This window comes from Arcticibacterium sp. SM2516, from assembly GCF_057914865.1.
The window spans coordinates 674363-691826 of record NZ_CP195290.1 but is presented as its reverse complement, the minus strand read 5'-3'; the positions used below and the strand labels follow the sequence as shown (position 1 = coordinate 691826).

The 17464-nt window shown below is 36.7% G+C and carries 14 protein-coding genes; 12 read left to right on the top strand and 2 right to left on the bottom strand.

Going from position 1 to position 17464, the window contains the following annotated elements; genetic code table 11:
- Positions 1 to 2 precede the first annotated feature (2 nt).
- The 6 genes from ACSBFT_RS02875 to ACSBFT_RS02850 all read left to right on the top strand — a co-directional run bounded on the left by ACSBFT_RS02875 (position 3) and on the right by ACSBFT_RS02850 (position 7412).
- A complete protein-coding gene (locus tag ACSBFT_RS02875; RefSeq protein ID WP_489603356.1) occupies positions 3 to 1199 on the top strand; it encodes a protein kinase domain-containing protein in 1197 nt (398 codons plus the stop codon).
- A gap of 735 nt (positions 1200 to 1934) precedes the next feature.
- A complete protein-coding gene (locus ACSBFT_RS02870) occupies positions 1935 to 2612 on the top strand; it encodes a dihydrodipicolinate reductase C-terminal domain-containing protein (protein WP_463048333.1) in 678 nt (225 codons plus the stop codon).
- A 1226-nt stretch (positions 2613 to 3838) separates the two neighbouring features.
- On the top strand, positions 3839 to 4441 hold the full coding sequence (locus ACSBFT_RS02865) for a TetR/AcrR family transcriptional regulator (protein ID WP_489603354.1): 603 nt from the start codon (positions 3839 to 3841) through the stop codon (positions 4439 to 4441).
- A 54-nt stretch (positions 4442 to 4495) separates the two neighbouring features.
- Complete coding sequence (locus ACSBFT_RS02860) at positions 4496 to 5299, top strand: haloacid dehalogenase type II (protein WP_463048335.1); 804 nt, start codon at positions 4496 to 4498, stop codon at positions 5297 to 5299.
- Between the two features lie 81 nt (positions 5300 to 5380).
- Positions 5381 to 6118, top strand: coding sequence for an SDR family oxidoreductase (locus ACSBFT_RS02855; RefSeq protein WP_463048336.1), 738 nt, complete (start codon positions 5381 to 5383; stop codon positions 6116 to 6118).
- 628 nt (positions 6119 to 6746) lie between these two features.
- A complete protein-coding gene (locus ACSBFT_RS02850; RefSeq protein WP_489603352.1) occupies positions 6747 to 7412 on the top strand; it encodes a DNA alkylation repair protein in 666 nt (221 codons plus the stop codon).
- Between the two features lie 421 nt (positions 7413 to 7833).
- Here the strand turns inward: ACSBFT_RS02850 and ACSBFT_RS02845 are convergent, their stop codons facing one another.
- A complete protein-coding gene (locus ACSBFT_RS02845; protein ID WP_463048338.1) occupies positions 7834 to 8673 on the bottom strand; it encodes an oxidoreductase in 840 nt (279 codons plus the stop codon).
- A gap of 418 nt (positions 8674 to 9091) precedes the next feature.
- Between ACSBFT_RS02845 and ACSBFT_RS02840 the strand changes: the two genes are divergently transcribed.
- The 4 genes from ACSBFT_RS02840 to ACSBFT_RS02825 all read left to right on the top strand — a co-directional run bounded on the left by ACSBFT_RS02840 (position 9092) and on the right by ACSBFT_RS02825 (position 13842).
- Positions 9092 to 10264, top strand: a complete 1173-nt coding sequence (locus tag ACSBFT_RS02840; RefSeq protein ID WP_489603351.1) for a glycoside hydrolase family 130 protein — start codon at positions 9092 to 9094, stop codon at positions 10262 to 10264.
- Between the two features lie 236 nt (positions 10265 to 10500).
- On the top strand, positions 10501 to 10905 hold the full coding sequence (locus ACSBFT_RS02835) for a DUF6855 family protein (protein ID WP_489603350.1): 405 nt from the start codon (positions 10501 to 10503) through the stop codon (positions 10903 to 10905).
- Positions 10906 to 11146: 241 nt separating this feature from the next.
- Entirely contained in the window at positions 11147 to 11866 is a 720-nt protein-coding gene (locus ACSBFT_RS02830; RefSeq protein WP_489603349.1) for a 3-ketoacyl-ACP reductase, read from the top strand.
- 470 nt (positions 11867 to 12336) lie between these two features.
- Positions 12337 to 13842, top strand: a complete 1506-nt coding sequence (locus ACSBFT_RS02825) for an alkaline phosphatase D family protein (protein WP_489603347.1) — start codon at positions 12337 to 12339, stop codon at positions 13840 to 13842.
- A gap of 452 nt (positions 13843 to 14294) precedes the next feature.
- Here ACSBFT_RS02825 and ACSBFT_RS02820 read toward each other — a convergent pair whose 3' ends face one another.
- Entirely contained in the window at positions 14295 to 15311 is a 1017-nt protein-coding gene (locus ACSBFT_RS02820) for a S1 family peptidase (RefSeq protein WP_489603346.1), read from the bottom strand.
- Positions 15312 to 15510: 199 nt separating this feature from the next.
- On the opposite strand from ACSBFT_RS02820, the gene ACSBFT_RS02815 reads away from it, so the two are divergent.
- The gene (locus tag ACSBFT_RS02815; protein ID WP_489603345.1) at positions 15511 to 16416 is read left to right on the top strand and encodes an NAD(P)/FAD-dependent oxidoreductase; all 906 of its coding nucleotides are present in this window, start codon (positions 15511 to 15513) and stop codon (positions 16414 to 16416) included.
- Positions 16403 to 16864, top strand: coding sequence for a GNAT family N-acetyltransferase (locus ACSBFT_RS02810; RefSeq protein ID WP_463048344.1), 462 nt, complete (start codon positions 16403 to 16405; stop codon positions 16862 to 16864). Before ACSBFT_RS02815 ends, ACSBFT_RS02810 begins: the two co-directional genes overlap by 14 nt.
- Positions 16865 to 17464 lie beyond the last annotated feature (600 nt).

Below are 17464 nucleotides of genomic sequence, written 5' to 3'. Positions count from 1 at the left end.
TAATGGCTAAGAATTATCCAACCATTGGTGAATACAACCAACTGATACAAAAGAAAGGCGGTAGTGCTTTTAGGTCTTTAAATGGTATAAATCTAATTCCATCGAGAACATCACCAATTAAGGTTTACTTATTTGGTTCAGGTGCATTTGCAGCAGTCTTTAAAGGTTCGCTGAATGGTAGAACATATGCTATTAGATGTTTTTTGTCGGTTGAAGACGAAACAATAAATCGCTACAAAGCAATATGTAGTTATCTAAAAAACATCCATTCATCATGGAAAACTGAATGTGAATTTATAGAAAATGAAATATCTATTAATGGGAACTCATTTCCAATTCTGAAAATGGAATGGATGAACGGACTACTCATTAACCAATTCGTTTCAAATCATTTAAGTGAAAACAAAGTATTGACAGAATTGCAAGCACAATTGGTTTCAGTATCAGAAGATTTGGAAAGAAACAAAATAGGTCATGGCGATATTCAATGTGGTAATATCATTATTTCAGGGACATCTGACGATTTTCAGGTTAAACTGATTGACTATGATGGAATGTATGTTCCCGATTTAGCTCATAAGAAATCTATTGAGAAAGGCAGAAGTGAATTTCAGCATCCTAAAAGAACACTAAATAATTTTAGCTCCGAAATGGACAGATTTTCGTTTTGGGTTATGATAACAGCTTTAGAAGCTCTCAAACATGACAAAACTCTTTGGCGTGAAGTAATGCAAGGTGGCTTCAACACACTTGACAATTTCCTTTTTACAATTCAGGACTTTCTAAATCCTAATCAATCTGCTTTATTTAATAGACTTTATAAACTAAACTCAACATCGCTTAATTTCTATTTAGAAACACTCAAATGGTTATGTAACAGTGAATATTCAGTTATTCCACCACCAGCGTTATATGGAAATTCGTCCAAAAATTCAAAATCAATCCCCTCGGAGCATCAGAAATATGTTCCGAACAGCCAGAGTATCGACAGAACAGTATCATCCAACAATTATAAAATTATTACGACAAATGGCTCTGCATCCGTTTTGACATCCACATTTCAAAAACTTGGCTCGACACCTTTAGAACTTGACAAACAAACTTATGAAGGAAAATTGATTTTAGTTTCAAACGGCAAGGAAACAAAACGAATTACACTTAACTCACATCAAAACTTAATTGAAATAAAATTTGACTAACAGCCTACGCATTTGGTGGCACATTTGCAAAACCGCACAAGCCCAACACACAAGCCAAGTTTTGCAAAAGAGCCACCAAGCCAACGCACAAAGACACTGCTAAATGGACAGACAACAACACGACAGAGAAGAAGCACGAACCGGTTATCGAGTAGCCCGACCCATCAATAGAACATGATGGGCTGGGGCTCTGGTACGCCAGCCCGGTCTCACCACCGTACGTACGGGTCTCGTACCGATAGCTATCGGTACGGCGAACTTGGCGTTCCCGTTCTAAATCTCTGGTTGTAAACGGCGATAATAATCCAGCATACTTTCGTAACCTTAACTTTTCAAGCTAATGGTAGTCTTTAATTCCGATAGCTATCGGAAGGACTTTGAGCTGCAGGGCAGGCTTATTTCAACCTCATTTTGTTGTTCTATCGGCGAAGGACGTAAAATACTTAAGACTCGGCGATCCGATTACTTCAGATAGTCAGTCACCTGACCCACCCATGCCACCTACTTTGTTTAGGGTAACGACTCGCTCGCTTATGGGACTACGCACCCAGTCTTTCACTCTTTGGATTGTTCTGTTAAAGAACTAAATTCGCCATTCAAGGTACACAATGTGTTGCATAATGTTCAGAGCCTCAACATGGTTGGAACCGTCATATCCAATCGCCTTAGCAGTAAGGACAAAACCGAACTATGTTGATTTATTAGAGTAGAATGTATTTGAATGAAATGGAAAGAATGAAAATATTTATTGTTGGTTCAGGAAAATTAGCAAATGCAATTCTATCTTCTAATTTATCATTCCCATCTTTTGAACTGATAAAGTGGGAGACTCCAAATAAGACCTTAAATGAAAAGTTTATGCTCATTCATGCAGGTTCAGGACGACAACTAAATGAATGCATAGCAATTTGCTCCAAGACTAAATCTGTTCTTATAGAGCTTTCTACTGGTTTAGAAACAGAGAAAATGTCCCCTGATTTTCCTCTAGTTATATGTCCAAACACTTCCATCTTATTATTAAAGACCCTTAGGATGATGAATATATTTGGAAGCAACTTTGAAAATTATGATATTTCTATAACAGAATCTCATCAATCGACAAAAATTACGGAACCAGGAACGGCTTATAATTTTGCTGACTACTTAAAAGTTCAACGAGATAGAATCTTATCAATAAGAGACCCTGAAAATCAAAGGAATCAAATTGGTATTCCTCAAGAGTTTTTAGGAAGACATGCTTATCATAAAATTGTTATTAAAGATAATAATGACGAGGTAATAATAGAGACAAAGGTTTTGGGACATGATTCCTATATTAACGGAGTTAAAGCAATTATTGAAACTTGTATTAACAATAGGATAGAAAATAAAAGACACACCGTTTTAGACTTAATTGACAATGGATTGATATAAGTAACTGAAAATCAAACGACAAAAACGCCTACCGCCAACAATTAGGCTCAAATGAAGCGTTTAAGGCCTCGGTGCTTCGATAAACTCAGCAAGCATTCATTTGAGTCCCAATTACTATCGGGATTGAACTCTACCTTTCGGCGAGCTGCAGGAAGGTTTTTAACTTGTAAAGCTTGCTCTATCATAGTTCAAGCTTTCTGTCCTTCTAAAATCAGGCTGTCATGGACAGCCTGATAATTCAATGTTCGTATAGTTGTGGCTATGAGACTACTGGTTTATAGCTTGGCTGAACTATCTCATAAAGCTCTGATTCAGGAAGCTTTTAGAAGTCTATTAAACTGTAGGCTTGAGCCGCAAATAGCATATTTATCAACCTAATTCCGAGAGATAAACACCGTCCTACTTATACAGCGGCGTGGTATACCTGCTATCAGAAGCTGTAGAATTAAATGTGATTTGTTCATAGATAATATTTGATTTGCCATCCTGATGTTTTTTATGCTACTAAGATTACCATCAAATCATTTATTATTAAAGCCTAAAAAGTGGCTCACTTTGAGCCGGAATCAGTGACTCACTTTAAACCGGAATATCTATATGTTTTAACCCCCTTTATTCATCAGAAAATCTCCCGATTTTATCAGGACCGTAGCTAAATTGCTTAAAATCAAATCGTAAACTCATTTAACAGAACGGTGCTATGCTAATCTCGTTTAAATGTCTGATTTATTCCACTTTAAAACTCATTACTATTCTCCAATGCATAAACCGGGTTTAACGTTGATGATAAAATGCCTTGTGGAATTCATATTGCTAAAAATTACGGAGACCGTTTATTTATGGGGAGTATTGGCGAAACCGAATATTTTAATCAAATAAGTAAAACAGCATGTTTACCAATGGACTTTACAGGAAGGTCAATGAAAGGCTAAATATTTATTATTCGTGATGGATTTGGTTCCGATAAAAGCATATCCTATTCGGCTTAATTTATGCCTTGCATTTAATCCCTTGATAAAAGAAGTAATAACTACTGCTAATAATTAGGCTCGAATGCAGGGATTAAAACTTTGATTATTTTGAGATCCGACAAAACCGGAGTTGAACTCAAACCCTCCCCTGCTTTCTAATCTTTTAGCTCAAGCATTTTAAAGCTTTTGGCTTGGCACCAAATGAAAACAAACATAAAACATTCCACCTGTACTTTTTATATATATATTTGCAGTATGGAGCAAGAATTAAAGTCGGAAATAACCAAGCAGCATATTATTCACCACGCCTTTAAGCTTTTTTATGAAAATGGGTTTAAGTCTACCAGTGTAAATGATGTAATGAAAGCTGCCAAAATGTCTAAAGGGGCTTTCTACCACCATTACGAAAACAAACACCAGCTTGGCTTAGAAGTCATTGAATTGAAAATTCAAAAACGAGTTTACGATGGTATGATTTTACCCTTAAAAGGAGCTGGAAACCCCATGGAAATTTTAGAGACTACTTTTTTAAATAGAATTAAGTCCTTCCCTTTTTATGATAAGCAACATGGATGCCCTATGAATAACTTTATCAACGAAATTGGCAATTATGAAAGTAGTTATCAATTGGCTTTAAAAAACATTATTGAAAAATGGAAAGAAGCACTTGTCATTCTTATTGAAAAAGGTAAAAATCAAAACGTTATAAAAAAAGAAATTCCGAGCGAAGCCGTAGCCATTTATTTAATTAGTGCTTTTGAAGGAATTAGAGGAATTAGAAAACTATATGATAATGACATTATTCTTGACCAGTATATTTCAGGTTTGGCATTATACCTCAATCAATTAAAATCTTAATTTTTTTATACATAAACATACCGAATAGAATGTTTTAAAACAATTACACAAACGATGAAAAACAACAGAAGAAATTTTATCAAAAAGACAGCTTTGCTTGGAATTACTGGTAGTACAATTCCTCATTTAGGATTTGCAGGAACAAGTGTAAACACGCAGGATACAGAAGCCTTAGCGATACGGCCTAAAGTATTATTTTTTGATGTTAATGAAACGCTACTAGACTTAACAGCGATGAAAACAAGTGTTGGAAACTTACTCGGAGGAAGAAGCGAATTATTGCCCTTATGGTTTACCACGATGCTGCAATATTCTTTAGTTACAACCGTAGGAAGGCAATACAATGATTTTGGAATCATTGGAGCGGCAGCCTTGCAAATGGTAGCAGCCAACCACGGTATCTCTATTACGGAAAAAGAGGCTCAAGATGCTATTTTGGGACCTATACGTTCCTTGCCGGCACATCCAGAAGTTAAAGCATCTTTACAAAAATTAAAAGATGCTGGTTATAAGTTAGTTTCCTTTACCAATTCTTCAAATAAAGGTGTGAAAACACAATTTGAAAACGCTGGTTTGTTAGACTATTTCGAAGAAAGATTAAGCATTGAAGACATGGGTAAATTCAAGCCCCATTCAGATGCCTACGACTGGGCAGCAAGAAAAATGGATATAAAACCCTCTGAAAGTCTTTTGGTAGCCGCTCATGGTTGGGATATTGCTGGGGCACTCTGGGCTGGCTGGAGAGGAGCTTTTATTAGTAGACCAGGTGCACAATTATATCCCCTTGCCACAAAACCAGAAATCAATGAAAGCAATCTGGCACTAGTAGCCAACAAGCTGATTTCTTTAAAAGCATAGGTCAAATCATAAATATTATCTCAATCATGGGAGTGGGCTAAGGTGTCTATCCCCCAAATTTCCTATTTAAGAAAACAAAACATGATGAAGGTTAAAAATAAAGTAATTATCGTAACAGGAGCTTCTAGAGGAATAGGAAAAGAAGTTGCCATTCTTTTAGCTGAAAATGGTGCAAAAGTAATTGTCAATCATTCAAATAGCGAAGATGAAGCAAATAATACCGTAGAAAGTATTATCCAAAATGGCGGCACAGCTTTGGCGATTAGAGCAGATGTCAGTCAAAGAAATGACGTTACCAATCTATTTGATAAAACGATTGAAGCTTACGGTAAAGTAGATGTTTTGGTAAACAATGCTGGTATTATGTACAATGAATTTTTAAAGGATAATACACAGGAAGAATTCACTAAACTTTTTGACGTAAATGTTAGAGGTATTTTTAACACACTTCAAGAAGCGGACAGTAAACTAGCAGACAACGGGAATATCATTAATTTTTCCTCAAGCACGGCCAAATTAATGTTTCCAAAATACGCTTTATATTCTGCCACCAAAGCAGCCGTTGAGCAAATGACAAAAGTTTTTTCTAAAGAAATAGGAAGAGGGATTTCTGTTAATGCCATTGCTCCAGGTGCAACAGCAACGGCATTATTCTTAAATGGAAAATCGCAAGAAACTATAGATAAACTGAGTGCTATGAATGCCTTTAATCGATTAGCGGAACCCATTGATATTGCTAGAGTAGTTTTGTTCTTAGCGAGTGATGATTCTAAATGGATTTCTGGTCAAGTAATTGGTGCAAATGGAGCTTTAGTTTAGTTGAAAGCCTGTTCCCTGTCAAATAGACGTATAGCCTTAGGTACGCCGATAGGTCATACCACAATGCCACGGCCTTCATAAGGCACTTGACGTGCCAGTTCTGATGAGGTGGTTTATTAGCTGAACGCTCTTTTTTGATAATTCGCCAGAATATAGCCTAGCCCACCAACTTGATACTTTAATGTTTAAGCTCTAATAAACAAAATCCTTAAAATTAAAAACACATTGTAAGGCCAAATTCTTGATTGTTGCTTAATAGAATGAGTGTAATCCTGACGGTCGGCCGCTGCGGTTGGAGTGTGAATTATAACTTAAGTGGCGGTTCTGATTTATCAGAAACCCCGTTCAGAATATTTATTATTCCAAAAGAGTACTCCCTTTGAGTATTTTGTTCACTTATAACTCAAATTTAATCAGGCAAAAAGTAGAAACATTATCCATTGAAGTAGTCAATCCAGTTGGCAGGGCGAAGTACACCCCCTTCTTTGACAAAAAAAAGAAAGCTCGGTATAGTAAAACGAATTCAAAAACAAATTGATAAATTCGGTTTGATTAATTAGGAGCTACAATTCACAATCAGTTGTGTATAAACGTAAAACAAAAGCGTCAGTCAGAATTCAAAAACAATATGGAACTTTCTTCAAAAGCAAAAAACATATATAATCAAATCGATAAGCAAACAACCAAATTGGGAGATTTGAGAAAAATTGCAAAAGAATTGAAAAAGGACCATGATGTAGCTATGGAACTTTGGTCTACTAACGAATTTTTACCACGTCAGTTAGCTATCCTAATAATGGATAAAAAATCTCTAAATAAAGAAGTGATTGACAAACTTGACCAAGATATTCAAAAGCACGAATTTGATGAGCGAATTCATTTAATGGATTGGTTAATGGCTAATCAATTATCTAAAGACAAAAAGATAATTTCTCTTATGGTGTCTTGGGAAAATAGCTCATCTTCTTTACAACGCAGAGTGTTTTGGTATTATCAAGCAAGATTAAGATGGATGGGAAATACCGACCACTCAAATACAGAATACCTTCTATCTTCAATAGAAAAAAATATAATGAATGAACAACCCGAGGTACAATGGGCAATGAACTATACCGCTGGTCAAATAGGAAAATGGGAAGAAAAGCATCGTGAGAGATGCATTTCCATAGGAGAAGAAACAGGCTTATACAAAGATGAAGTTGTCCCCAGAAATTGCACACCAAGTTATTTGCCGAAATTCATTCCGATTGAAGTTGCCAAATTGAATAAACAAAAAACAACACTCAACAATTAGTGTCGAATGAAGTGTTACAAGTCCCTTCTGCAGCGTTCAAGAAAGGATTCTATTCATAAATTCTTTTAAGTCCCAACTTCTTTAAACCCCCTTTATGTATTAGAAAATCTCCCGATAGCTATCGGGACCGTAGCTAAATTGCTTCCCATCGGCAAGCTCAGGGTAAACGGCTATGCTAATCTCGTTTAAATGCCTGATTCATTAAACTTTAAAACTCATTACAATTCTCCAATGCATAAACCGGGTTAAAATGAAATGTATGGTATAGGCATACCGCTCTTATAAGCTATTTTTGGAAGAACATCACAGCATCCAAAAATCATATAAAAACAATTACCAAACGTAAAATTCCAGTGTGATGGTACAACAAAAAACCGCCTCTGGAGCGGTTTTTTATCTATAAAAAGTAGGTTAAAGAAACCTATTCGAAATCACATGCCTTACCTAAGTCTTCAAACTTAGCTAACTCTTCTATTAATCCATTATTTACTTTTCCGAAAACTTCATAAGCTATTTTACCTAAAGGTAAATGTACCGGAGCTTCTTCTAGCTGTGCTAATTTATAAATAGCAGCTGCCGCTTTTGCTGGATCTCCGGGTTGATTTCCATTTAAACCTTGTAAACCTCTTATTCGCTCACCTACCGTACTTTCGTAATCGTCAATCTTGGTGTTATCATAAGCTGCTGAACTTCCAGCCCATTCTGTTCTAAATGGTCCAGGTTCCACATTAGTTACTTTAATGTTTAACGGCTTTAATTCTGCGGCTAAAGCTTCCCCAATGCCTTCTAAGGCAAATTTGGACCCGTTGTAAATTCCTAAACCTTGAGAACCGATACGTCCCGCAATAGAAGTTATATTAATAATATGACCAGAACGCTGCTTACGCATTTGTGGTAATACTGCTCTAATGGTAGTTAAAACACCAAAAACGTTTACTTCAAATTGTCTTCTTACTTCTTCGTCAGAAATTTCTTCGATACTTCCCATAATACCATAACCAGCATTATTCACCACAACATCAATCTTTCCGAATTTATCAAAAATGGTTTTAATACCATCTATAATCATCTGTGTAGAAGCCACATCTATAAGTACACCAAAAGAATTCCCTGGGTTTTCGTTGTTAAACGCCTCTACTTGGTCTTGTTTTCTAAAAGTCCCTACCACAATCTGCCCTTGTGATAATACCTCTTTAGCTAACTCTTTACCTAATCCTGATGATACACCAGTAATAAACCATACTTTTTTTTCTGTACTCATTTTTGTTTCGTTAAAATTTTGCGGAAGAAACTGAAATATTTTCCTCCAAATTACTAAAAGATTTATAGTTATTGGGGTCTTCAGTGTCATATGAAGATGGTAAATCCATCTAAAATGATAACATTAATTTATTTTGTTCTTTTCTGACATTGTGAAAATTTAAGGTGTAGGGTTTGGTTTTAAATCATGTACTGCATTCATTTCTATATGGATGTATGCGGTAAATGAACAGATAGACTACCAAAAAGGCTCTTTTTATAGACAAATTAACGGTGAAGGCGTCAGCCTAATCTTTCATCCACTGGATTATTATTATGGTTATATTTGATGTCAAGCACACTCAATTCAATAAGAAGTAATCGTTTCTTTATTTCCAATACGCTTATCCCTACTCCCCCCCTATCAAAATGAAACATATATGAATAATTTAAAAGATTGTCACAAGCTAATAGTTGCAGTATTAATATTCTTGACTTTTGGATGTGATAAAAAAGTATCACAAAGCTATTCCGGAACTGAAGAATCCACAGATTGGGCATTTACTGCTTTTGAAAAGGTGGATAGCATTAACCCCATTTTGAACCCTACCTCAAACCTGTTTTTCACATGCCCAATATCACAAAAACAGGTTAATTGGGAAGAAAGAAACGTATTAAACCCTTCTGCGGTAGCAAAAGGAGATTCAATTTACCTGTTTTATAGAGCTCAAGACTCAAGTGGCACTTCCCGAATTGGATTAGCCATCAGCTCAGACGGTCTTCATTTCAAAAAACAATCATCACCTGTCTTTTACCCAGAAAATGATTTCATGAAAAAATACGAATGGAATTACAAGAAATTCTCCGAAGACACCTATGTACAAGACTGCCCCAACTGTTATTTTGATGGCGTTGAAGATACAAGAATCGTAGAAACGAAAGACCATACTTATATCATGACCTATACTTCCTATGACGGTAAAACTGCTCGATTAAGTATTGCGTCTTCCAAAGATTTAGTATCCTGGACAAAACACGGATTGCTTTTAAAAGAGGACGAATACAAAGATACATGGTCCAAGTCGGGAGCTATTGTGGTAGAAATGAAGGAAGGTAGACCTATTGCAAAAATGATAAATGGGAAGTTCTGGATGTATTTTGGAGATACCAATTTATTTTTAGCAAGTTCAGAAGATTTGAAAAACTGGGATGTATGCAAAAACGAGGAAAATGGGAAAATGATTTCGGTACTGCATCCTCGAGCAGGATTCTTTGATAGCAGGTTGGTGGAACCCGGCCCTTTTGCCTTATATAAAGAGGAAGGCATTTTGTTAATATACAATGGCAGTAATGCTACCAATTTTAACGATCCCAAATTACCCAAATTCACTTATGCTGCAGGGCAGGCTCTATTTGACGGAGACTATCCGTACAAACTAATAGATAGAACAAAAAGCTACTTCATTCATCCTGACAAAGATTATGAGAAAGTTGGGGAAGTGAATGAAGTATGCTTTGTGGAAGGCTTAGTTAGTTTTCAGAACAAGTGGTTTCTTTATTACGGGACAGCAGATTCCAAAATTGCTGTAGCCATCAATACAGATAAAAATTAATCGCAGTTCTCAAAAAAATCAGGCTTTAATGCATCGAAATAAGACCTTTGGCAAAGCTCATGAATGCCACTTTTCTATTTAGAAGGGTGTAAGCCCTGTAGGTTTCAACGGCTTAATAGGTCAATCGTGATTACACAATGTTTTTTTTTTGATTATGAGTATGGGAAAGAAGCACTGAAAAAATATGGCCATATTAATAGAAGTTGAATTAATCCAAAACTCTAAATAATAATAGGATGAACTACAAAGAAAAAATTGGAACAAAGGAAAATCCCTTAACGCTAAAAACGCCTCCCCTTTCATCTGAATACACCATGCATATTGATGAGAAAGACGTTTTGGTGTGTACTGTGGGTAAAACGGTATTGCATTACAACATAAATTGTTTACAAGATTTACACCAAATGCTTAAAAAACATGGTGACTGGATGGAATTAGCGAGTGCAGACGAACAAAAAACTGCGAAAGCAGGAACCGTTGAGGCTTGGGCTCGCTCAGAAAATAATCCAGTAGGTGGATGGTACGGACTCAAAAAAGGACTCCGAGGCAGATTTGCGATGTATATTCCACCCTTAATGGAGCATCTTGGACTTGCTGAAGTAAGCCACGAAAAAAGAGGGAATAACATGAGAGCCAAATAAGTATAGCTGGCACCACCGATGATTAAACCCGAATGATGTCTTGAAGCATCTTAATGAGGTTTGAATAATAAACGAGTTCGCATTTTTTATCTTTTCCATATGTCACTTTTTACGTTAGCGGATAAAGATTTAATATGTTTTATTGGGGATTATGGGTTCCAAAATGCCCAAAACTGCAAGAGAGATGGCTAATTTTACGTAAAACTTTAAAGCGAATTTTCCATTAAGAAGTATTCTAAAAATGAACAATTTAAAAAACAAAAAGGCCATTATTACTGGTGGTGGCAGAGGACTGGGAAAAGCAACGGCCCTAGCATTTGCTAAAGAAGGCATTGATGTAGCCATAACAGGTAGGAATGAAGAAGTTTTAAAAGAAACCGTTTCAGAATTGGAGGCGTTAGGCGTTAAGGCTACCTATGCGGTTTTCGATGTTGGTAATTATGAGGAAGTTAAAAGCAGCATAAAAAGTATTATAGATACTTTAGGTACTGTTGACATATTGGTTAATAACGCTGGAATTGCAGCCTTTGGGTCTTTTAACGACATGGAAGTAAACCAATGGAGTCAAATTATTCAAACCAATGTTATGGGGATGTATTATGTGACTAAAGAAGTTTTACCCTACCTATTAGATAAGAATGAAGGTGATATTATTAATGTCTCTTCTACGGCAGGACTAACTGGAAACGCCAATGTTTCTGCCTATTCTGCATCCAAATTCGCAGTTATAGGGATGTCTGAATCCTTAATGAAGGAAGTTCGTAAAAATAATATTAGAGTTTGTACGCTAACACCAAGCACCATAGCATCTGATATGAGCATAGAATTGGGTATTGCAAAAAATGATTCCCAGGATACCGTCTTGCAACCAGAAGATTTTGCTGAATTAATTCTGGCCGGTTTAAAACTACCGAGAAGAGCAATGCTTAAAAGTGCTGCTTTGTGGTCTACAAATCCTTGATAGACTTTTTATTTTGATAGCAGTAATTAACCTGCCTTGGGTAGGTTAATTGCTATCTTAAGCCACACCTAATTGTCTACTTGTATCTACTGAAAAATTGCTAAAACCGCGTCGTTAAGCGTAAAAGGTCTCCATAATAATCTACTAGGTCTCCGACCAAGATGAGATCTTTGGCTGTTTGTTAGAGCAAATAATATTAATACGTATTGCCATCCTAGCATTTTAAGATGCTAACCGAAGAATCAATCCATTACTTGTAACTGGTTTATGGCTCAAAACGAGTATTTTGAGTTCGTTATTCAGAAAGCCAAATTATCTAATTCGATGGGCATGATTTCGTCGACAAAAGATTCATTTAAATCTTGATGCTAAGAAGTAAGCTTAGCTGAAATGCATAAATTTGGACGCAATGAAAAACCATGATTTCTAAACAGATTTTCAAATTCAAACCCTTCGAAATAGTATATATAATGAGATTTAATAAACTGACGTATCCATTAGCGGTTGTGCTGGTTACACTGTTAAGTACCAACTCTTTTTGCCAAACCGCAGAAGCTGTTTCAAAACGTTACGACGTCTCCCTAAGAGAAGCACATATAGGAAGTTTAGAAATAGATACCCAGCTGCTGGATAGTTATATTACCCTTCCTTCCAATGTTAGACAATTTTATCTAGACGCTAGAAGTGTTTTTGAGAAAAATAAAGTTGACTTTACGGACAAGAGAATTATTATGGCTGCCACCAAAAATGATATAAGCTTAATGGCAGGACCAATGTTAGGAGATATAAAAGAGAATGGGGTAAGTATTTGGCTTAGACCATCAAATTTACTGCCGAATACGATTGTAGTAACTGCTTTAAATAGTAACAAAAAGAATACTTACACATTAAAACCTACAGCTGCGGGTAAGGAACAACGCTTAGTCTTAAATGACTTGTCTCCATCAACGAAGTATAAATATGTTGTAATATCACAGGCTATCAAAATAGCGGAGGGTGCTTTCCAAACTACATCAAAAATTGAGGAAAAGAATGAAATAAGACTAGCTTTTGCTTCAGATTTCCATAAGATAGGACTTCATAATCCAAACCTCATGGATGCTATTTTAAAAAGAGGGCCAATTGCGATGATGCTTCTAGGTGATCTTGCGGTGGATGACAGAGAGATTAATATGAGCATGCATAGGTCTGACTATTTACTTCGTGATGTTTCTCAAGCTTGGAAAAACCTTTCTGCAAATGTTCCTTTATATGCGACTTGGGATGATCATGACTACCTTAACAACGACCTAAGCGGTCTACCTAAAGGGGTTACAAAAGAAGACAGGGCTGAACTTCGAAACTTATGGCGTGAAAACTGGAACAATCCCAAAACTGATGCGGAAGGAATTTACTTCAATACGCGAATAGGTCAGGTAGAAATAATAATGCTTGACACCAGATCTTTTCGGGAGAACGAAGAAAGAGGAGAGTATCATTCCTATTTGGGGAAAGAACAACTTGGTTGGTTGAAAAATGTTTTAGCTCATTCTACCGCACCTTTTAAGATTATTTCTAGCGGAACCATGTGGAGCGATTATATCTCTGAAGGAAAAGACTCATGGGGAACTTGGGACACGCTGGCTCGGGAAGAAATTTACAAGTTTATAGAAACAGAAAATATCCCAGGCGTACTATTATTAAGTGGAGACCGACATGGTGCACGCGGTTTCACCATTCCTAGAGATTCAGGATTTGAGTTCTACGAGTTTGGACCTGCTTCCTTAGGAGGAGTGCCTGGACCAGAAGCAATCGCGAAAAATTCATCGAGTCAAATGTTTGGTTATCTTGGTTTAGGACTAAAAGCTTTTGGCGAATTTACATTTAACATGGGAGGAAGTGAACCTCGAGTTACATTCAGATTAATTGATGAATTTGGGAATATCATGGAAGAATATAACGTGCCATACAGTAAGTTAACGCCACCAAAAGAGTAGCATTTGATTGAACCCAGATTATGCATGAGACAATCTCCCGATTTTATCGGGACTGTAGGTAAATTGCTTCAAATCAGTATACTTCGTCAAGCTCATCAAAGGCTACACCCAATTAAACTTAATCACCATAGCGTGCTATGCTAATTCCCTTTAATTGTCTGATTTATTGCACATTAAAACTCATAATGATTCCCCAACGCATAATCCGGGTTGAATAAACCGCTCCACTAATAAATTCTTGCCAAATCAAAAAAACGGCAAGAATTAGTCTTCCCATTTATAAGTAGCAGGCTAAAACGACGGGACTTTAATAATGCTCAATTCTTAGTCTCTTAATGGATAGCTGGTTTCGGAACAGGTGTTTGAAAGGACATATTAACTCCTATTCGGCTTTAGGCTTTTGGGAACAGCGGCATCAAATTTTGGAATACCTTTAGGAAAGAGCAATAGCCTTATTTAATGGTTTCTGAAATCCAGCTGGCATTTGAGGCTGTCCTGATAAAAATGCTAATATCTCCGTAGGAAGAATCCTTGTGATTTTTTATGGGTTCGTCTGCTCCACCAGATAGCACTCCAATAATGGTCCAACCTTGACTGGTTTTGATAAAAAGTGGACCTCCGCTATCTCCAGTAATGGTAGTTCCTTCCAATTCCAAGGCTTGAGGACTGCTGGTGCCCCCGCCCAATGACTTTTCATCCTCACTCTCATAACTATCACCAAGCGTATTAATCAGACCGTCTGGTGAATCGAAATCAATGGCCAAAAGGCCTCCTAGGTAAGTCTTGCCATTTATGCTGGTCCTTTTTCCGGTGGTTCTCCTATCCAAAATGTTTTCAAAAGCATGCTTGGGAGAAAATGCGTCCGCGTCTCTTCCGATCTGCTGACTGTAATCACCAAAACCGGCAAACCATACTTTAGAACCTATAGTCTCTATATCTAAGGTATAATTTACATTGGCTGGTTTAATGGACAGCATGGGTGTTTTTAACTTAACAAGACATAAATCATTGGCATAAAAAAAACCATCATTGTCTTGAATCCAAGTAGGGTGAAAAACCAATTTCTCCACCTCGTACATTTCAGGTTCACCATTGGGGTCATTACCAAAAAACACCTTTATTCCATTAACTTTTCCTGGACTTGATTGCTCATCTGCTACAAAAAAATTATGCCCTGCAGTAAGAATCCATTCCGAAGAAATAAGGGTGCCTGAAGCCACATATTCTATTTCATTACTTCCATTTAAACTATAGCAGAATTTAACAACAGGCGAAAATGAAGGATAGTCATTACCACTATAAATACCAGAATTTGTGGCTACCAACTCATAATCCGACAAATCTCGGTCGTGCCGAATACCAAATGTAATAGTAGCATTATTCTCTGGAATAGGTTCCGAATCTTCCAATTCTCCACATGAAAAAAGAAGAGAAGAAAGTAATAAAAAATAACTAAGTTTTTGATTCAAAATACTTGATTTATGGGATATAAATCTATTCTATTTTCAACAGAAATATTGTTAAAACCTTAGATAAAGTTTTACTCAAAATGTTAATGAGAATTTCACGTTTCACACCCTATATGCAACAATGTTGCATATAGAAATTTTGGCAACTATATTTGCTTAAAAATTGATACCATTCCATTAACTAAACAGAATTTAGCACATGAAAGTCCAGCCCGAATTAGATGTCATAATAGTAGGAGGAAGTTACGCAGGCTTGTCGGCCGCAATGGGTCTTGGAAGAGCCTTAAGAAACGTACTCATTATTGACGCTGGCAAACCTTGCAACAAACCAACACCTCATTCACATAATTTAATTACGCATGACGGTTCCCTACCTCATGAAATAAGTGCATTGGCTAAAACACAGGTATTAAAGTATGATACGGTACGATTTTGGAATGATACTGTGACAGATATTTATAAGGCTCAAAATACCTTTACCGTAGAAACCAGCACAGGAAGACATTTCACAAGCAAAAAACTAATTTTTGCTACAGGCCTAAAAGACATCATGACAGACATTCCTGGACTTGCAGCGTGCTGGGGCATCTCTGTCATTCACTGCCCTTATTGCCATGGTTATGAATACAAAAAAGAAAAAACTGGCATCATAGCCAATGGCGATATGGCCTTCCACTACGGCAAATTGATTTCTAACTGGACTTCTGAATTAACTATTTTCACCAACGGTACATCAACACTTACGCCAGAACAAACCCAAAAATTAGCAGACCATAACATCCAAATTATAACGGCCGAAATAGAAAGTTTAAGTCATGAAAATGGGTATTTAAAAAGCATCTCATTAAAAGATGGTTTTATCACCAATTTGAAAGCGGCTTATGCCAGCATACCTTTTGAGCAACACTCCACCATGCCCGTTAAGTTAGGTTGTGAATTAACCGAAATGGGACTTCTTAAAGTGGACAACTTGGGTAAGACCAACATCAAAGGTATATTTGCCTGTGGAGATAACTCCAATATGAGGTCTTTATCCGTAGCCATAGCTTCAGGTAGCATGGCCGCCGCTGCACTTAACTTTGAACTTATAGATGACACCTTCTGATTTGGATACGAGATTTTACCTTGACACGCCATCAGCTTTGGAGTATCCTCAGCTTTTGGCTCTATGGGAGAACTCTGTCAGAGCTACACATCATTTTTTAAAGAAGGCGGATATAGAATATTTCAAACCTCGCATTTTAAACGAATATTTTGATGCCGTGGCTTTAAAAACCATTAGAACTCATAAAGGAGACATTCTTGGATTCATGGGTACTGCGGAACAGAATTTGGAAATGCTTTTTATACATTCTTCCTATATAGGAAAAGGAGCTGGAACAAGACTCTTAAAACACGCCATAGAAACCATAGGTATAAAGTATGTGGATGTAAACGAGGGAAACGAGAATGCATTAGCATTTTACATTAAACATGGCTTTGAAGTAACAGGTAGATCGGAAAAGGACGGCACAGGTAAGCCCTACCCTATCCTTCATTTGACTTTAGCTTAAACCCTGCATTAAAGCTAGACATTGGAATTTTCATATACGCTTAGTGTATTTAATTCCCTGTACATTTCCGTTTGACCAGCATTCTTGAAAGCGGGTGAAAACTGTACTCAATGATAACGCTTGGATATTTTGGACAGTTGAGAATGTCAGACCTGAGAACTATACCTCCTAGCTATAACATGTTGAAGAAGGGGCTTTAATAATTAAGGGTACTTCGCAAGCTATATTCTTAATACTAGGATTACTCTTCCTCGTTTGCGTTCCTTTTATACTATTAGTTAAGAAAGGGGCAGGTAAAATAAATATTGTAGACGCTCATTAGAACCACAATTACCACGCTCCGCGGTACTAAATGCAGAAAGAGATTTTCCGATGGAAAATCTCTTTCTTTTGTAATACATAAATAATCCTAATTCACAGACCCACCGCCTCCAAAGAGAACAATTGGTATCTCGTTGGGGCGGGATAACGCGTCTGCTATTAAACTAAAATTATTTCTTCATGGCTATAAATACAATGGCGAAAATCGTCCAAAACAGTCGATCATCCAATTTTAATAGGGGTAGTCTGCGGGTAGTTTGTGGGTAGGCAATAGGAGAA

Coding starts and splice junctions, on each gene's coding strand:
- ACSBFT_RS02875 (WP_489603356.1), top strand. CDS start 3: ATGGCTAAGAATTATCCAACCATTGGTGAATACAACCAACTGATACAA.
- ACSBFT_RS02870 (WP_463048333.1), top strand. CDS start 1,935: ATGAAAATATTTATTGTTGGTTCAGGAAAATTAGCAAATGCAATTCTA.
- ACSBFT_RS02865 (WP_489603354.1), top strand. CDS start 3,839: ATGGAGCAAGAATTAAAGTCGGAAATAACCAAGCAGCATATTATTCAC.
- ACSBFT_RS02860 (WP_463048335.1), top strand. CDS start 4,496: ATGAAAAACAACAGAAGAAATTTTATCAAAAAGACAGCTTTGCTTGGA.
- ACSBFT_RS02855 (WP_463048336.1), top strand. CDS start 5,381: ATGATGAAGGTTAAAAATAAAGTAATTATCGTAACAGGAGCTTCTAGA.
- ACSBFT_RS02850 (WP_489603352.1), top strand. CDS start 6,747: ATGGAACTTTCTTCAAAAGCAAAAAACATATATAATCAAATCGATAAG.
- ACSBFT_RS02845 (WP_463048338.1), bottom strand. CDS start 8,673: ATGAGTACAGAAAAAAAAGTATGGTTTATTACTGGTGTATCATCAGGA.
- ACSBFT_RS02840 (WP_489603351.1), top strand. CDS start 9,092: ATGAATAATTTAAAAGATTGTCACAAGCTAATAGTTGCAGTATTAATA.
- ACSBFT_RS02835 (WP_489603350.1), top strand. CDS start 10,501: ATGAACTACAAAGAAAAAATTGGAACAAAGGAAAATCCCTTAACGCTA.
- ACSBFT_RS02830 (WP_489603349.1), top strand. CDS start 11,147: ATGAACAATTTAAAAAACAAAAAGGCCATTATTACTGGTGGTGGCAGA.
- ACSBFT_RS02825 (WP_489603347.1), top strand. CDS start 12,337: ATGAGATTTAATAAACTGACGTATCCATTAGCGGTTGTGCTGGTTACA.
- ACSBFT_RS02815 (WP_489603345.1), top strand. CDS start 15,511: ATGAAAGTCCAGCCCGAATTAGATGTCATAATAGTAGGAGGAAGTTAC.
- ACSBFT_RS02810 (WP_463048344.1), top strand. CDS start 16,403: ATGACACCTTCTGATTTGGATACGAGATTTTACCTTGACACGCCATCA.